14 protein-coding genes are annotated in these 14725 nt (G+C 70.0%); 9 read left to right on the top strand and 5 right to left on the bottom strand.

Going from position 1 to position 14725, the window contains the following annotated elements; all coding sequences use genetic code 11:
• Positions 1 to 110: 110 nt before the first annotated feature.
• Together CXQ96_RS05970 and CXQ96_RS05965 are read right to left on the bottom strand one after the other, a co-directional pair.
• Positions 111 to 1670 (bottom strand): RNB domain-containing ribonuclease, encoded by a 1560-nt coding sequence (locus CXQ96_RS05970; protein ID WP_308662562.1) that lies wholly within the window; start codon positions 1668 to 1670, stop codon positions 111 to 113.
• A gap of 20 nt (positions 1671 to 1690) precedes the next feature.
• Positions 1691 to 2188: a YdeI/OmpD-associated family protein gene (locus tag CXQ96_RS05965; RefSeq protein WP_104117123.1), complete on the bottom strand. Its 498-nt coding sequence runs from the start codon at positions 2186 to 2188 to the stop codon at positions 1691 to 1693.
• A gap of 159 nt (positions 2189 to 2347) precedes the next feature.
• Here CXQ96_RS05965 and CXQ96_RS05960 point away from each other — a divergent pair, with 159 nt between their 5' ends.
• A complete protein-coding gene (locus CXQ96_RS05960; RefSeq protein WP_104117122.1) occupies positions 2348 to 3205 on the top strand; it encodes a ferritin-like fold-containing protein in 858 nt (285 codons plus the stop codon).
• A 131-nt stretch (positions 3206 to 3336) separates the two neighbouring features.
• On the opposite strand, the gene CXQ96_RS05955 is transcribed toward CXQ96_RS05960, so the two are convergent.
• Together CXQ96_RS05955 and CXQ96_RS05950 are read right to left on the bottom strand one after the other, a co-directional pair.
• Complete coding sequence (locus CXQ96_RS05955) at positions 3337 to 3561, bottom strand: DUF3107 domain-containing protein (protein WP_104117121.1); 225 nt, start codon at positions 3559 to 3561, stop codon at positions 3337 to 3339.
• A gap of 48 nt (positions 3562 to 3609) precedes the next feature.
• On the bottom strand, positions 3610 to 4230 hold the full coding sequence (locus tag CXQ96_RS05950; protein WP_223263017.1) for a TetR/AcrR family transcriptional regulator: 621 nt from the start codon (positions 4228 to 4230) through the stop codon (positions 3610 to 3612).
• 154 nt (positions 4231 to 4384) lie between these two features.
• Between CXQ96_RS05950 and moeB the strand changes: the two genes are divergently transcribed.
• Positions 4385 to 5656, top strand: coding sequence for a molybdopterin-synthase adenylyltransferase MoeB (gene moeB / locus CXQ96_RS05945; RefSeq protein ID WP_104117119.1), 1272 nt, complete (start codon positions 4385 to 4387; stop codon positions 5654 to 5656).
• Between the two features lie 64 nt (positions 5657 to 5720).
• Here the strand turns inward: moeB and CXQ96_RS05940 are convergent, their stop codons facing one another.
• Entirely contained in the window at positions 5721 to 7115 is a 1395-nt protein-coding gene (locus tag CXQ96_RS05940) for a glutamyl-tRNA reductase (RefSeq protein ID WP_104117118.1), read from the bottom strand.
• Between the two features lie 183 nt (positions 7116 to 7298).
• Here CXQ96_RS05940 and hemE point away from each other — a divergent pair, with 183 nt between their 5' ends.
• The 7 genes from hemE to hemB all read left to right on the top strand — a co-directional run bounded on the left by hemE (position 7299) and on the right by hemB (position 14718).
• On the top strand, positions 7299 to 8375 hold the full coding sequence (gene hemE, locus CXQ96_RS05935) for a uroporphyrinogen decarboxylase (RefSeq protein ID WP_104117117.1): 1077 nt from the start codon (positions 7299 to 7301) through the stop codon (positions 8373 to 8375).
• A gap of 2 nt (positions 8376 to 8377) precedes the next feature.
• Positions 8378 to 9901: a protoporphyrinogen oxidase gene (gene hemG / locus CXQ96_RS05930; RefSeq protein ID WP_104117116.1), complete on the top strand. Its 1524-nt coding sequence runs from the start codon at positions 8378 to 8380 to the stop codon at positions 9899 to 9901.
• A 72-nt stretch (positions 9902 to 9973) separates the two neighbouring features.
• Positions 9974 to 10693, top strand: coding sequence for a hydrogen peroxide-dependent heme synthase (gene hemQ / locus CXQ96_RS05925; protein ID WP_104117115.1), 720 nt, complete (start codon positions 9974 to 9976; stop codon positions 10691 to 10693).
• 47 nt (positions 10694 to 10740) lie between these two features.
• On the top strand, positions 10741 to 11895 hold the full coding sequence (locus CXQ96_RS05920; RefSeq protein ID WP_104117283.1) for a ferrochelatase: 1155 nt from the start codon (positions 10741 to 10743) through the stop codon (positions 11893 to 11895).
• A gap of 13 nt (positions 11896 to 11908) precedes the next feature.
• Positions 11909 to 12856: a hydroxymethylbilane synthase gene (gene hemC / locus CXQ96_RS05915; RefSeq protein WP_104117114.1), complete on the top strand. Its 948-nt coding sequence runs from the start codon at positions 11909 to 11911 to the stop codon at positions 12854 to 12856.
• Positions 12857 to 12862: 6 nt separating this feature from the next.
• A complete protein-coding gene (locus tag CXQ96_RS05910; RefSeq protein WP_104117113.1) occupies positions 12863 to 13735 on the top strand; it encodes a uroporphyrinogen-III synthase in 873 nt (290 codons plus the stop codon).
• Positions 13732 to 14718 (top strand): porphobilinogen synthase, encoded by a 987-nt coding sequence (hemB, locus tag CXQ96_RS05905; RefSeq protein ID WP_104117112.1) that lies wholly within the window; start codon positions 13732 to 13734, stop codon positions 14716 to 14718. The genes CXQ96_RS05910 and hemB overlap by 4 nt, the downstream gene beginning before the upstream one ends.
• The last annotated feature ends 7 nt before the right edge of the window (positions 14719 to 14725 follow it).

The following is a 14725-nucleotide window of genomic DNA, read 5'->3' as shown; positions in this document are numbered from 1 at the left end:
CTGCGGAAAAACTCGGGATCGAGTAGGTACTGCGGGTTATCGAGGAAATGATAACGACCGGTCATCCATTACTACGCGTTAAAGACTACCCTGCCGGCCCCGCCGCGGCGTCATTGCGGGTATCGTTGCGGCGCGTCCGTCGGTTTGACCTCGAAGCGGAGGCGCCGCCGGGCGATGTCCGCCTCCAGCAGGACCACCGTCACGCGCTCGCCCGCCACGAGCTCGCCGTAGCACTTCGCCTCGAGCGGTGGTTCGGTGACCTGCACGGTTCCGGACAGTCGCGGCGCTTGCTTGCCCGGCGATTCCTCGATAGCGGGCGGCGATCCCTGGAGGACGACGGCGGAGAACGCCTCACCGATGCGGTTGCTCAGGAGCGCGGCCTGTACCGCGTCCATGGCGCCGGAGTCGAGCCGGGACGCCGTCTGGTTGGACGAGGACATCAGGGCGTTGAGTTCCGGAAGAGCCGAGCGGACCCAGGCGGGCACTTCCTCACCCGCGCACAGCGAGGAGCAGATGACGAGGACGAACCGGTCCACGAGACGGCGCAGGGGAGCGGTGGTGTGGGCGTAGGGAGCCGCGATGGCGGACTGCACGACGGCATCCGGCAGCGCGCCGTCGAACGCGGTGTAGCCCGCACCCCGGAACAGCGAAGCGGCTGCGTGCATCAATGCGAGCTGCCGAGGGTCGGTGACGTCCAGCGTGCGGAGGAAGGCGCCGTAGGCCATACCCTCCGGCCAGGGGTGCTCGAGCGCCTCCGACTGGCGCCGGAACTTGCCGAGCGCGCCGTCGTCGGGCTCGGGCATGGTCCGGAGGATGCCGATGCCGCCGTCGATCATCATGCGGGCAGCGGCCATGCCGGTCATCAGCGAGATCTGCGCGTTCCAGTCCTCGCAGGGCAGGGCGGGCTCGGTGATGATGCCGTAGCTGTCGCCCTCGTGCGTGATCTCCTGCCGCGGGAGGTTGAGGCTGGCGCCTCCGCGATCGAGCTCCAGCTGGATGCGACGGGATCCGATCTCCTCGAGGAGGGTGAGCTGCTCGTCCGCCGTGCCCGCGTCGATGTCGGCCTGGACCTGCGCGTAGGTGAGCTGGCGCCGGCTGCGGACGGTCGCCCGGCTGACGGTGACGGACTGGACGACAGCATCCGCATCGAGGCGGAAGTGCCAGACGAAGGCCGGCCGGTCCTGCTCCGGGAGGAGGCTGGCAGCGTGCTCGGAGACGACCTCGGGGTGCAGCGAGATGCGGCCGTCCGGCGCGTACATGGTCTGGCCGCGCAGCCTCGCTTCTGCGTCGATGGCGCCCCCCGCGCGGACGAAGAGGGGTACGTCCGCGATGGCGTACCAGACCTCGTAGCCGCCGGGTCCACTGTCGCTGGCCTTTTCGCTGGCCTTTTCGCTCGCATTCCCGCTGTCGCCTTCGCCGCCGGTACCGCTCCGGGCAAGGCACACGGCCTGGTCCAGGTCCGTGGAACCGGGTGGATCGATCGTGAGGAACGGAAGCTCCCGCAGGTCGGCCGCGGGGAGCTCGTGACTATGAACAACCGCCTCCGCTTCCCGCAGCACCTCCTCCGGAAACTCCTCGCGGATGCCGAGTTCCTCGCGCAGGGTTCGCAGCGACTCGGTGAGGCGCTGCTGGGACTCACGGTCCCTGAGATCCATATGCTGTGCTGGCACAGGGTTCACGGTAATGCACGTCACATGCATCGGGCATTTCCGAACGGGTGACGCGCAGCCGGGCGCCGTTGCCAGAGGGAAGGCCGGCGGAGGCTCTCGACAGCCTTCGCCAGCCGCCGTTCCCGAGTATCCGCGCCCTTGGCCTGCTCGATCGGTAGGACCAGCGCCTTTCTGCGGCTGACGGACAGTGCGTCGAAGGCGCGGGCGAGCGATGGCTCCACGGACAGTGCTGCGGCCAGGTCCTCGGGCACGTCCACCGTGCGTTCCTCCGTGTCCAGGTCCAGGCTGACCCTCAGCGTCGCCCCCGGCTCCAGCCCGGCCGCGGTACGGTGCTCGGCACTGACGGGGATCATGGCCCGCCCGCCCATCGAACCGATCGTGGTGCGGTAGGTGTAGTCGCCGAGACCCACGCGTACGGGAGCTCGCCGGCCGCCGCCGAGCTCGGCGAGGACTCCTTCAGGAACCTCTATGCCGGTGGCCGTGCGTCCTGAGAGAAGGAGGACAGCGGTGAATTCCATGTCCGACTCCTTCCACCGGCAGGGCCGGGATCACCGGTGCCCGGGCGCTCACACGGGCCGTCGACGCGTTCGAGAGTAGACCGGAAGCGGGTACAGCACCAGACCCCCGGGCGAGAGCCGCGGGTTGCCCCGACCCCTCGATTGCGTACTCTTAGCAGAATGAACAACGGCTCCTCCGACAACACGGCCCTCTCCGCCGCCGGGCCGGAGCACACGACATCCGCCGGACCTGCCACGACTGCAGCTTCGTACCCCGGCGCGGGTAGTGCTTCCAAGGATTCGGTACCGGCCGCTCCGACCGCCGCTGCCGGTGCCGCCCTTACTGCCAGTGCCGCCCCTCCTGCCAGTGCCGCCGACGACGCCCTTGCGAATCCGCGCTACGCGCGTTTCGTGACCGACCTGCTCGGTGTCATGGCCTACGGGGAACTGTCAGGCTTCGAACGATTGTCGTCGGACGCGCGGTTCTCGCCCAGCCTCGCCGACCGCGCCAGCCTGGGGCGGCTCGCCGTGCAGGAGTTCGAGCACTTCGAGCTGGTCGGCGCCTTTCTGGCGGACCTGGGCGTGACGGTCGAGGACGCGATGAGCCCCTTCCAGGCGTCCATCGACGCATTCCACGAGCGCACACGGCCCGGTGACTGGTACGAGTCACTCATGAAGGCCTACGTCATCGATGCGTTCTCCGGGGATTTCTATCGCTCCCTCGCCGATACCCTCGACCCGCGCACACGCGACCTCATCGGCACCATCGATTCCGGGGAGGGCGCGGCGCACCTGCAGCGCCGGCTGAAGGAGGCGCTCGCCGATGATCCGAGGCTGGCCTCGCGCCTGGCGCTCTGGGGCCGTCGGCTCGTGGGGGAGGCGCTCACCCAGGCGCAGCGTGTGGGCATCGAGCGCGAGTACCTTGCCGGTCTGCTCTTCGCGGACGAAGCCGATCACACGCAGCACACGACAGCCCTCTTCTCACAGCTGACCCGCAACCATTCGCGGCGCATGAGCGCCCTGGGTCTCACGGCGTAGCCCACTCACGCCGGGCGGGACCACACGGTGTCGGAAGCTTTTCTGCCGGAAGCTCTCCGGGACCTACGAGAAAGACCCGCATCCAGCGGCATGAGCCGTGGCTGCGGGTCTTCACGACGTGCCCTCAGGTGTTACAGCGCGCCGAAGCCCACCCGTCGGGTTTCCTCCGCGCCGATCTCGACATAGCCGAGGACCGACGTCGGAACGATCACCTGGCGGCCCTTGGAATCCTTGAGGCGCAACTCCGAGCCGCTGGTCATCGCCTGCGCCACGAGTTCGGCAATGGCGTCGGCGCTCTCGGACGAATCGAGGATGATCTCCCGGTTGACGTTCTGGATACCGATCTTTACTTCCACGGCGCATGCCTCCTGTGTAGTGAACGTGTCATTCCTTCGAAACCTACTCTAGATTTCCTTGGGGAAGCGGCTGATTCCGCGCCAAGCTAAACGGTAGATCAGCTCCGCAGCCGCATCGATGTCGAGGCTGCCGTCCGTCTCGAGCCAGTAGCGCGCGCTGATCTGGGCCATGCCGGCGAGGCCGCGGCCGAGGAGCGTCGCCTCGACCATCGACAGCTGCGTGTCACCGGCGATGACTCCGGCGATAGCGCTCGCGAAGTGCGCATTGAACGCTTCGAGCCGGCTACTCACATCGGGCTCGTTGCTGATATCCGATTCGAAGACGAGCCGGTGCGCCTGGCTGTCCTGGGCGATGAACTGGAAGTAGGCGCGCATCGTGGCATGGACGCGGAGCTTGTTGTCGTCGGTCGAGCGGAGGGCGTCGACGAGCAGTTGCGTCAGTTCGGCGAGATGACTGTCGAGCAGGGCCAGGTAGAGGTCCCGCTTGCCGGGGAAGTGCTGGTATAGCACGGGCTTGCTCACCTTGGCGGCGACGGCGATGTCATCCATCGCTGCCCCGTGGTAGCCGTTGCCCACGAAGACCTCCTGCGCGGCCGCCAGGAGCTGCCGGCGGCGTTCGTCGCGGGGCAGCCGGAGGGCCTTTCCTGCGGCAGTCGGTTCAGCGCTCACGTAGGGCATTCCTCGGTTCAGGGTCGGCGAAGGTCGATCCAGTTTACCCACCCGTGCCCGGGCGGTGGTGCGGCGGTCACCCCGCGGGTTCCTCCGTACCGCTGCGCCCCCGCGAGCACTGGCACCGCCGCAGCCGCGCGGAATACCCTTGGGCATGACCGCTTCACCGTCGGGCTCCCCGTCGTCACCGACCACGCCGCGTGGCACTTCCGTCCTGACGCCGCCTTCGTCCGCCGTGCCGGCACCGCTGCCGCCGCTCGTCGATGCGGCGGGGAGCCTGAGCCGGGAGGAGACGCAGCGGTACTCGCGGCACCTCATCATCCCCGGCTTCGGCATCGAGGCGCAGCTGCGCCTCAAGAACGCCCGCGTACTCGTGATCGGGGCCGGCGGGCTGGGTTCGCCGGCGCTGCTCTACCTCGCCGCGGCCGGGGTCGGCACGCTCGGCATCGTGGACGACGACGACGTCGAGCTGTCCAACCTGCAGCGCCAGGTCATCCACGGCATGGCTGACCTCGGTCGCTCGAAGGCCGAGTCGGCACGCGAGAGCATCTTGGAGCTGAATCCGCTGGTGCAGGTCGTGCTGCACGAGGAGCGGTTGGATCGCGACAACGCACTGTCGCTCTTCGCCGCGTACGACCTGATCGTGGACGGGACGGACAACTTCGCCACGCGCTACCTCGTGAACGATGCCGCCGCCATTCTCGGCAAGCCCTACGTCTGGGGATCAATCCTCCGCTTCGACGGCCAGGTGAGCGTCTTCTGGCAGGATCGCGGGCCCACCTACCGTGACCTCTACCCGGAGGCGCCGCCGGCCGGGTCCGTGCCGTCGTGCGCCGAGGGCGGCGTGCTCGGCGTCCTCTGTGCGCAGATCGGATCCGTGATGGTCAACGAGGCCGTCAAGCTCATCACAGGTGTCGGAACCACCCTGCTCGGCAGGGTCCTGGTGTTCAACGCGCTGGACATGAGCTGGCGGGAACTGCGCGTGCGGCCCGATCCGTCGGCCGCCCGGATCACGGAGCTCATCGACTACGAGGAGTTCTGCGGCCTGCCCCCGGCCGGTTCGGGCGACCAGGCGAGCGGGGACGCCGACGAGCCGGTTCCGACCGTGTCGGTCGACGAGCTCGCAGGTCTCCTGGCAGAACGTGCGGCCGGGCGGGCCGATTTCGACCTGCTGGATGTCCGCAATCCGGAGGAGTACGCCATCGTAAGCATCGACGGCGCCGAGCTGGTGCCGAAGAACCTGATCCTGGACGGCGACATCCCGATCGGGAACGCGAGGGCCGTCTACGTGCACTGCAAGTCCGGCGTCCGCTCGTCCGACGTCGTCCGTTTCCTGCGAGCCCAGGGACACCCGGACGCGCACTCGGTGGACGGGGGGATCCTCGAGTGGGTCCGCAGGATCGAACCCCGGAAGATGACCTACTAGCGCCTTCCTGCGGACGTCGTGGTGTGGCGCTTCGCTCAGGAGCCCCTGCGATCAGGGGCCCTGGTCAGGCGCTCTGTGCGGGCCGTTCGTGGTCCACGGGGCACACGGCTCCGTCAGCATGCGTGTGGTGTGGCAGGGCGGCGCGGGCAGACCCTGACGCAGCCGGCGTCTCCTGCTGCCTTCCTGCGGCGGCGTCTCCAGTGGCGGGTGCCACGTCGATCCCGTAGAGGGCCTCCAGCGCTGCCGTGTAGTCGTCCTGACGTCCTTCCGCCGCGAGCTCGCGGGCGCGCACGGTCGGGACGTGCAGCAACTGGCGCACCATGCGCCGCAGGGCGAACTCGACCTCCTCCGCGGCGGCCGTGCAGCCGTGCTGGGCGCGGACGCGTTCCATCTCGGAGTCCAGGACCGCCTGCGTGTGCTGCCGCAGTGCCACGATCGCGGCGTTCATCGCACGTGTGGTCTGCTGCTCCTCGAAGTTCCGTGCTGCCGTCCGCACCAGGTCGCTCGCCTGGGCGAGCGCGTCGGCCTGCTCCTCGGGAGCGGCCGCCCGCACGGACTCGAGGGTGATGAGTTCGACGGCGTCCAGCGTGGCGACGGCAGGATCGAAGTCGTGGCTCAGGGCGAGGTCGATGATGACGAGCGGGTGGTTGCTGCCTTCGCGGACGCGCTCGATATCAGCGGCATCGATGCGCGCGTCGCTCCCGCTGCAGCCGATCACCACGTCCGCCCGGCCCATGGCACCGGGCAGGTCGGCAGCAGCGAGGGCCGTCCCGCCGCGCGTCGCCACGAATGCCTCGGCGCGTCCCGACGACGAGAAGACGGAGATATCGGTGCAGCCCTTGTCCTTCAGTGCCGCCATCGTGGCGCCCGCGTAGGCTCCGGTACCGAAGAGGACGACGGCCTTCCGCGACCAGTCGGCGTCCTCGGACAGGTCCCCGGCGAGCTCGAGTGCGACGGAGACGATGGACCGGCCGCGGCTGCCGAGGGCCGTCTGGGCACCGACGTCCTTCGCGGTCTTGGAGGCGGCCTGGAAGAGGCGCACGAGTCCTCCACTGGCGGCGCCCGAGCCCTGGGCATCCGTGAGTGCACGCCGCACCTGCCCGGCGATCTCCCGCTCGCCGATGACGGCGGAGTCCAGACCGGCGCCGACGGCGAAGAGGTGCTCCGCGACGTCCTGGCCCGTGTGCGTCTCGAAGGACGAGGACACGGACTGCTCGGGGATTCCCGAGTACTCGCTGATGGTGGAGACGATCGCCGAACGCGCGGCCTCGACGTCGTCCTCCGACGGGGCCTCTGCGTAGATCTCGAAACGGTTGCAGGTCGCCAGGACGACGGCACCGGCGACCGCCTTGTCCTCGGCGAGCACGGCTGAAGGGACCTGGGGGGCCCCGACGCTCAGTCGGGCAACGGTTTCCAGGTCCACATTCGAGTGTGTCGCTACAAGTGAAAGAAGTACCACGGCCCTTAAATCATACCGAGGACCAGCCTCTTCCACTGAATAGGCGATCCTTACCGGGGCTTGCAATCCGCGGAATGGTGCGGGATTCTGCACCTGAGTGCCGGGGGTGATGTTGGCCACGCCTCGTCCCGCGGCCTGGCTACCGGTTAACCATCCGCCGTGATCTTCGGCAGAATCGGCAGTATGGACATCGGCAGCACTGGCCTCGGAGCATCGCACCCACTGGTCGACGGACGCACATCGGGCTCGGCACTCATCAGCGCGTACCGGGGGCAGACCCCGCATCGGCGCCCCGTATGGTTCATGCGCCAGGCGGGCCGGTCCCTCCCGGAATACCGCGCACTGCGTGAGGGCACCAACATGCTGGAGTCCTGCCTGGACCCGGAGATGGCGTCGGAGATCACCCTGCAGCCCGTGCGGCGACACGACGTCGACGCGGGCATCTTCTTCTCCGACATCGTGATTCCCCTGAAGCTGGCAGGGGTGGACGTCGATATCGTGCCGGGTGTCGGACCCGTCCTCGGAGCCCCCATCCGTTCGGCCGCGGATGTCGCCGCCCTGCCCACGCTGACGGCCGAGGCGCTCGAGCCCATCCGCCAGGCCGTGGCGCTCACCGTCGCACAGCTCGGTTCCACCCCGCTCATCGGCTTCGCCGGAGCGCCCTTCACGCTGGCCGCCTACATGGTGGAGGGACGGCCGTCACGCGACCACCTCGGCCCGCGCACCATGATGCACGCCGATCCGGAGACCTGGCGCGCGCTCACGGAGTGGGCTGCCGACGCTTCCGGTATGTTCCTCCGCGCACAGCTGGAAGCAGGAGCGAGCGCCGCACAGCTCTTCGATTCCTGGGCCGGCTCCCTCGGGCTCGCCGACTACCGCGCGCGTGTCGCTCCGGCGTCGCGCCGCGCGCTGGACCACGTCCGCGGACTGGGTGCGCCCCTGATCCACTTCGGTACCGGCACCTCGGAACTGCTCGTGGCCATGCACGAGGTCGGGGTGGACGTCATCGGGGTCGACTACCGCCTGCCCCTCGACGAGGCGAACCGCAGGCTCGGTGGCACCGTACCCCTGCAGGGCAACATCGACCCGGCCCTGCTTCCCGCCCCGTGGCCGATCCTCGAACGGCATGTTCGCGACGTGCTCGCGGCCGGCGCCTCTGCCCCCGGGCACGTCGTGAACCTCGGGCACGGAGTGCCGCCCGAGACCGACCCAGACGTCCTGACGCGCGTCGTGGACCTGATCCACTCGGTGGAGCCGTAGCGATGGTGCGGAGCAAAGGGGACGACGACGCGCGTGTCGGAACCCGGTCCGTCGCTCCGCGGGCAGAGCCCGAGGGCCGCAGGGTCGTCGTCATCGGTGGCGGCATGGCCGGCCTGGTCGCGGCACGGACACTGCTGAAGCGGGGGCTCCGCGTGACCCTGCTCGAGCGTTCCGACCGGTTCGGCGGGACCGTGGACGGGCGCGTGCTCGGCGGGTTCCAGCTCGACAGCGGCGCCGAGTCCTTCTCGACGCGGTCCGCCACGGTTCCGGCGCTCGCCGACGAACTGGGACTCGGCGGCCGCGTCGTGGCACCGGATGCCGCCGGGGCCTGGGTGCAGCTGCCCGGGAGGGACCTCGGAGCCAGCGCTCGGCCACTGCCCAGCAGCGGCGTACTCGGCATACCGGCCGATCCCGCTGATACCGCGATCACCGCCGTCATCGGTCGTGCCGGCGCGCTCCGTGCAGCCCTCGACAAAGTCCTGCCCGTCGGTTCCCTCGCGACGCGTAAGGACGTGAGCCTCGGCGAGCTCGTACGGAGCCGCATGGGGGAGGAAGTGCTCCATCGCCTCGTCGCCCCCGTCGCCGGCGGAGTCTTCTCCGCGGACCCCGACGACCTCGACGTCGATTCCGTGGCGCCAGGGCTGCGGACGACCATGGGCCGCCTCGGGTCCCTGGGGGCGGCAGCGGGAGCGCTGCGGAAGGCAGCGCCGGCCGGAGCCGCGGTCGGAGGCCTCGCCGGTGGCATGGCCCAGCTGCGCGACGCCCTCGTCGGCCAGCTCAGGGCCGACGGCGCCGATCTCCGGACGGGGGAGCATGTGACGGGCCTCGCCCGCTCTGCCTCCGGCTGGACGGTGACCACCGAGCACTCGGCCCTGGCACGTCGCATCGCGGCCGACGGCGTGCTCGTCGCGACGGAGGGCCGGGCCGCCGTCGACCTCCTGGCCCACACCATTCCCGCCGTGGCGGCGGACAGGCCGGAGTCCGTCCCCGGCGTCGCCCTCGTGACCCTCGTGGTGGACGTGCCGGAACTCGATGCCCGACCGCGCGGAACCGGTGTGCTCGTGGCACGCGGCGTCGAGGGTGTCGCGGCCAAGGCCCTGACGCACTCGACCGCGAAGTGGGCATGGCTGCGCGACCAGGCCGGACCGGGGTCGCACGTGCTGCGGTTGTCCTTCGGGCGCGTCGGTGACACCTCGGCCGACGTCGGGCTGGCAACGCCCGACGACGTCCTCTACCGCCATGCGCTCGCCGACGCCTCCTCGCTGCTCGGCGTGTCCATCGACGAGGCGGACGTGCTCGACTGGGACGTCGTGCGCTGGGCCGGGGCACTGCCCCACGCGTCGGTGGGGCACCGGGAGCGGGTGACGCGCATCCGGTCGGTCGTCGCGGAACAGACAGCATCCCTCGCAGTCACCGGCGGGTGGCTCTCGGGCACGGGGCTCGTCGCCGTCATCGACGATGCGAAGGCACGCGCCGACGCCCTCGCCGACGCCCTCGTTCCGGACGCACCCGGAGCCCCCGTGTGAGCTTCCTCTCTTCTACGGCCTGTAGTAAAAAATGATGTCGGATCGTCTCCGGGCAAGGGGCAAACTAGTACCATGACTGAGCTAACCGGTAGCACACCCGCCCGCGCTCCACAGCAGACCGGGGAGGGCGACGACGCCCCCGGCGAGCTTTTCTACACTCTCTGGACCGTTTTCAAGCGGGGAACGGCGACGACGACGTCCGGCGCACGGACGCTCGAGGAGGTTCTCTCCTCCTTCGAGGAGGACGGCGTCGTACTCCGCGGTTTCTACGACGTCTCGGCCATGCGCGCCGACGCCGACGTCCTGGTCTGGCTGCACGGCCCCCGCCCGGAAGACCTTCAGGCTGCAGTGCGCCTGCTGCGCCGCACGGAGACGTTCGCGGAGACCACGATGGTCTGGTCGGCGATGGGTGTCCACCGCGACGCTGAGTTCTCGAAGTCCCACAGCCCCGCATTCTCCCGCGGCGTCGCACCCGCCGAGTGGGTCTGCGTGTACCCGTTCGTGCGGTCCTACGACTGGTACATCCTTCCCACCGAGGAGCGCCGCGGGATGCTGATGGACCATGGCATGAAGGGCCGGAAGTACCCCCAGGTCATCTCCAACACGGTCTCATCCTTCGCCCTCAACGACTACGAATGGATCCTGGCGCTCGAGGCTCCCGAGCTCGTGGACCTCGTGGACCTCATGAGGTACCTCCGGGAGACCGAAGCGCGCCGCCACGTCCGTGAGGAAGTGCCGTTCTACACCGGCCGACGGATCAACCACGACGAGATTGCAGAGGTGCTCCAGTGACGACGCAGGCATTCAACCCCCTCGACGGGGTCGACCAGGACGGCCGGATGGCTCCGAAGGCGTACGACGCCGTCGTGCTCGCCTCGTTCGGCGGCCCCGAGGGGCAGGACGACGTCATCCCCTTCCTCCGGAACGTGACGCGCGGTCGCGGCATCCCCGACGAACGGCTCGAGGAGGTCTCGCACCACTACCGGGCGTTCGGCGGCGTGAGCCCGATCAACAGCCAGAACCGTGCCCTGCGTGCCGCCATGGAGGCCGAACTCCGCCGCCGCGGGATCGACCTGCCGGTCTACTGGGGCAACCGCAACTGGGAGCCGTTCATCGCCGACACCCTGCAGGAAGCGTACGACGCCGGCCATCGCAAGGTCCTCGCCGTCACGACGAGCGCGTACTCGTGCTACTCGAGCTGCCGGCAGTACCGGGAGGACCTCGGCATGGCTCTCGTGAAGACGGGCCTCGAGGGTCGGCTCGAAGTGGACAAGGTGCGTCAGTACTTCGACCACCCGGGCTTCGTTGAGCCGTTCGTGGAGGGAGTCACCGAGGGCCTGGCGAAGGTCCGCGCGGGCCTCGCCGAGCAGGGGAGCCCCGATGCTCCGGTGCACATCATGTTCTCCACCCACTCGATCCCGATGGGCGACGCCGAGGCCGCCGGTCCCCGCGACGCCGAGGGTGGGCCGGCCCATGAGGAGGGCGCCTACGTGGCGCAGCACCTCGCCACCGCCCAGGCCGTGCTGGACAGGATCCCCGAGGCCGCGGGCGTCGAGTGGTCGCTGGTGTACCAGTCCCGCTCGGGCGCGCCGCACATCCCGTGGCTCGAACCGGACATCAGTGACGCGCTGCGGGACCGCTACGAGAACGGCACCCGCGGCGTCGTCATCGTGCCGCTCGGGTTCGTGTCCGACCACATGGAGGTCGCCTGGGACCTTGACACCGAGGCCATGGAGACCTGCGGTGAGCTCGGCATCGTGGCGGACCGCGTCCCCACGCCCGGCACGCACCGGAAGTTCGTGGAGGGGCTGGTGGACCTCATTCTGGAGCGCACCATCGACAACAACATCGCGGACCGTCCGGCGGCAACGGCACTGGGTCCCTGGTACGACGTCTGCCGGCCCAACTGCTGCGCGAACCGCCGCGGGGAGAAGCCGACCATCGCGGCCGTCGACTCCACCGTGGGAACACCGCTGCCCAACCCCGGGCTGTGACGGGCCGCTGACCATGGATCACGGAATCAGGGTGGGGACGCGGGGTAGCGCCCTCGCGATGACGCAGACGACGACGGTCGCCGAGCGCCTCTCCGACCTCTCCCGGCTCCCGTACGAGCTCGTGCGGGTGCGGACGGAGGGGGATGTCTCCCGCGGATCGCTCTCGCAGATCGGGGGCACGGGCGTCTTCGTCGCGGCGCTCCGGGACGCCCTGCTCGAGGAGCGGTGCGACGTCGCCGTGCACTCGCTGAAGGACCTCCCCACGCTGCCCGCGCCGGGACTCACGGTGGCCTCGGTACCCGAGCGCGAGGACGTCCGTGACGCCCTGTGCGCACGGGACGGCCTGACGCTGGCCACGCTTCCCGACGGCGCGCGGGTGGGTACCGGTTCGCCGCGGCGTGCGGCGCAGCTCCGTGCCGCCCGTCCAGGGCTCGACGTCGTCGACATCCGCGGAAACGTGGACACGCGGCTGGGGCGCGTGGCCGGACTCGTCATCGGCGCGCCCGGCGACCTCGACGCCGTCGTCCTCGCCGCGGCAGGGCTGCGGCGGCTGGGGCGCGACGACGCCATCACCGAGCTGATCGACACCGACGTCATGCTGCCCGCCCCCGGGCAGGGCGCGCTCGCCGTCGAATGCCGGGAAGTCGACTCGGCTCCCCGGATGCGCGAGGCCCTCGCCGCCTACGACCACCTGCCGACGCGGCTCGCTGTGACGGCTGAACGGGCCGTGCTGCTGCAGCTCGAAGCAGGGTGCGCTGCGCCGATCGGCGCGCTCGCACACCTGCGCGGTGACGAACTCGCCCTCGAGGCCGTGGTGTGCAGCCTCGACGGACGATCGATCCTCCGGCTGACGCGTACGGCGCCGGCCGCGGACGCCGTCGCCGCCGCGCAGCTCGGGCTCGACCTCGCCGAAGACCTGCTCGCGGCCGGTGCTGCTGGCATCGCCCCGCTGAACAGCTAGGTCCCCGTGGCCAGGGATCGCCAACCCGTGCTCGTCCTCCGGCACCCCGAGCGGGCAGTGCGCATCGCCGAAGCGCTCGGTGCTGTCGGCCTGGCCTCCTTCGCACTGCCGCTGACCGACAGCGAACTGCCCGCCGATGTCGACGCGGTGGGGGCGGAACTCCACCTGCTCGGCAGCGGCCGGTACCGCTGGCTCACGGTCACGAGCGCCAACACCGTCAAGGCGCTCGGCATGGTCGCCGCGTCACAGGGCACCTCCCTCGCGCGGATCGTCAGCGCGGGAGGGGCCCGGGTCGCCGCCGTCGGCTCGGCCACCGCCCGATCGCTGGCGGAGGCGGGCGTCGCCGTAGACCTGGTGCCGCAGGACGCGTCCTCGGCCGGGCTCCTGGCGGAGTTCCCGCGCGGCGGGGACGCGGTGCTCCTTCCCCAGGCCGATCTCGCTCCCGATGACCTGCGGGCCGGGCTCGCAGCACTGGGTTGGGCCGTGCAGCGCGTGGAGGCCTACCGCACCGTCCCCTACCCGGCGGAGCCCGAGCGCCGCGTTGCCGGTGTCGTGGAACAGGGCACGCCGCCACCGCTGATCGCCCTCCGAGAACTCGCGACGATGGCTGCCGACGGCGTCCAGCCGGCCATCGTCTTCACGGCACCCAGCACGGTGCGTCAGTTCCATGAAAAGCTGGGCGAGGGGTCCCTCGCCTTTCTTCCGGTCGCCATCGGGCGGGCCACAGCCACCGCACTGCGTGAACAGGGCTGGGAACCGGGAGCGACGGCGGCGGATCCGACACCGCTCGGGATCGCCCGGGCCGTCGATGAAGCACTGTCGCGCGGCTCCGCCGTCACGCGCGTACCCGCACCACCACTGAACGGAGATCAGCCATGAGTTTCCCCCAGCACCGGCCACGGAGGCTGCGCTCGACCCCCGCCATGCGGCGCATGGTCGCGGAGTATCGCGTGCACCCGTCCGAGCTGATCCTGCCGGCCTTCATCCGCGAGGGACTCTCCGAGCCGTCGCCGATCCTGTCGATGCCCGGCGTCGTGCAGCACACCACGGAGTCCCTCAAGCGGGCCGCGGCCGAGGCCGTCGAGCGCGGTGTCGGTGGCATCATGCTGTTCGGCATCCCCGAGCACCGTGACGCCACGGGCAGTGCGGGTATCGATCCCGACGGCGTCCTCAACAGGGCGATCGCCGACGTCCGTTCCGAGGTCGGGGACGCGCTCGTCGTCATGAGCGATGTCTGCCTCGACGAATTCACCGACCACGGGCACTGTGGAGTCCTCGCGGAGGACGGCTCGGTGGACAACGACGCCACGCTGGCGCTCTACGCGCAGATGGCCGTCGAGCAGGCGCGCGCCGGGGCGCACGTCCTCGGCCCGTCCGGGATGATGGACGGTCAGGTGGCAGTCATCCGTCAGGCGCTGGACGAGGCCGGGCACCAGGACACGGTGGTGCTCGCCTACGCGGCGAAGTACGCCTCTGCCTTCTACGGGCCCTTCCGGGAGGCGGTGGATTCACAGCTCACGGGCGACCGCCGGACCTACCAGATGGACGCGGCGAACCGCCGGGAGGCGATCCTCGAGGTAGACCTCGACATCGAGGAGGGCGCTGACATGGTGATGGTGAAGCCCGCCATGAGCTACCTCGACATCCTCGCCGACGTCGCCGCCATGTCTCCCGTACCCGTGGCGGCCTACCAGATCTCGGGGGAGTACGCCATGATCGCGGCCGCAGCGGCGAACGGCTGGATCGATCGCCGGCGTGCCATCGAGGAGTCGGTGCTGGGCATCAAACGGGCCGGTGCGCAGATGATCCTCACCTACTGGGCTTCCGAGCTTGCGCTCTGGCTCGATGACAACCACAGCTAAGGAACCG

The organism is Arthrobacter sp. B1805, from assembly GCF_002929745.1.
Lineage (GTDB): Bacteria > Actinomycetota > Actinomycetes > Actinomycetales > Micrococcaceae > Arthrobacter_D.
This window is presented reverse-complemented; position numbering and strand designations above follow the sequence as displayed.

What these genes read in the sequence shown, in the direction of transcription:
- CXQ96_RS05965 (WP_104117123.1), bottom strand. Translation starts at nt 2,188, where the DNA reads ATGGAATTCACCGCTGTCCTCCTTCTCTCAGGACGCACGGCCACCGGC.
- CXQ96_RS05960 (WP_104117122.1), top strand. Translation starts at nt 2,348, where the DNA reads ATGAACAACGGCTCCTCCGACAACACGGCCCTCTCCGCCGCCGGGCCG.
- moeB (WP_104117119.1), top strand. Translation starts at nt 4,385, where the DNA reads ATGACCGCTTCACCGTCGGGCTCCCCGTCGTCACCGACCACGCCGCGT.
- hemE (WP_104117117.1), top strand. Translation starts at nt 7,299, where the DNA reads ATGGACATCGGCAGCACTGGCCTCGGAGCATCGCACCCACTGGTCGAC.
- hemG (WP_104117116.1), top strand. Translation starts at nt 8,378, where the DNA reads ATGGTGCGGAGCAAAGGGGACGACGACGCGCGTGTCGGAACCCGGTCC.
- hemQ (WP_104117115.1), top strand. Translation starts at nt 9,974, where the DNA reads ATGACTGAGCTAACCGGTAGCACACCCGCCCGCGCTCCACAGCAGACC.
- CXQ96_RS05920 (WP_104117283.1), top strand. Translation starts at nt 10,741, where the DNA reads ATGGCTCCGAAGGCGTACGACGCCGTCGTGCTCGCCTCGTTCGGCGGC.
- hemC (WP_104117114.1), top strand. Translation starts at nt 11,909, where the DNA reads ATGGATCACGGAATCAGGGTGGGGACGCGGGGTAGCGCCCTCGCGATG.
- hemB (WP_104117112.1), top strand. Translation starts at nt 13,732, where the DNA reads ATGAGTTTCCCCCAGCACCGGCCACGGAGGCTGCGCTCGACCCCCGCC.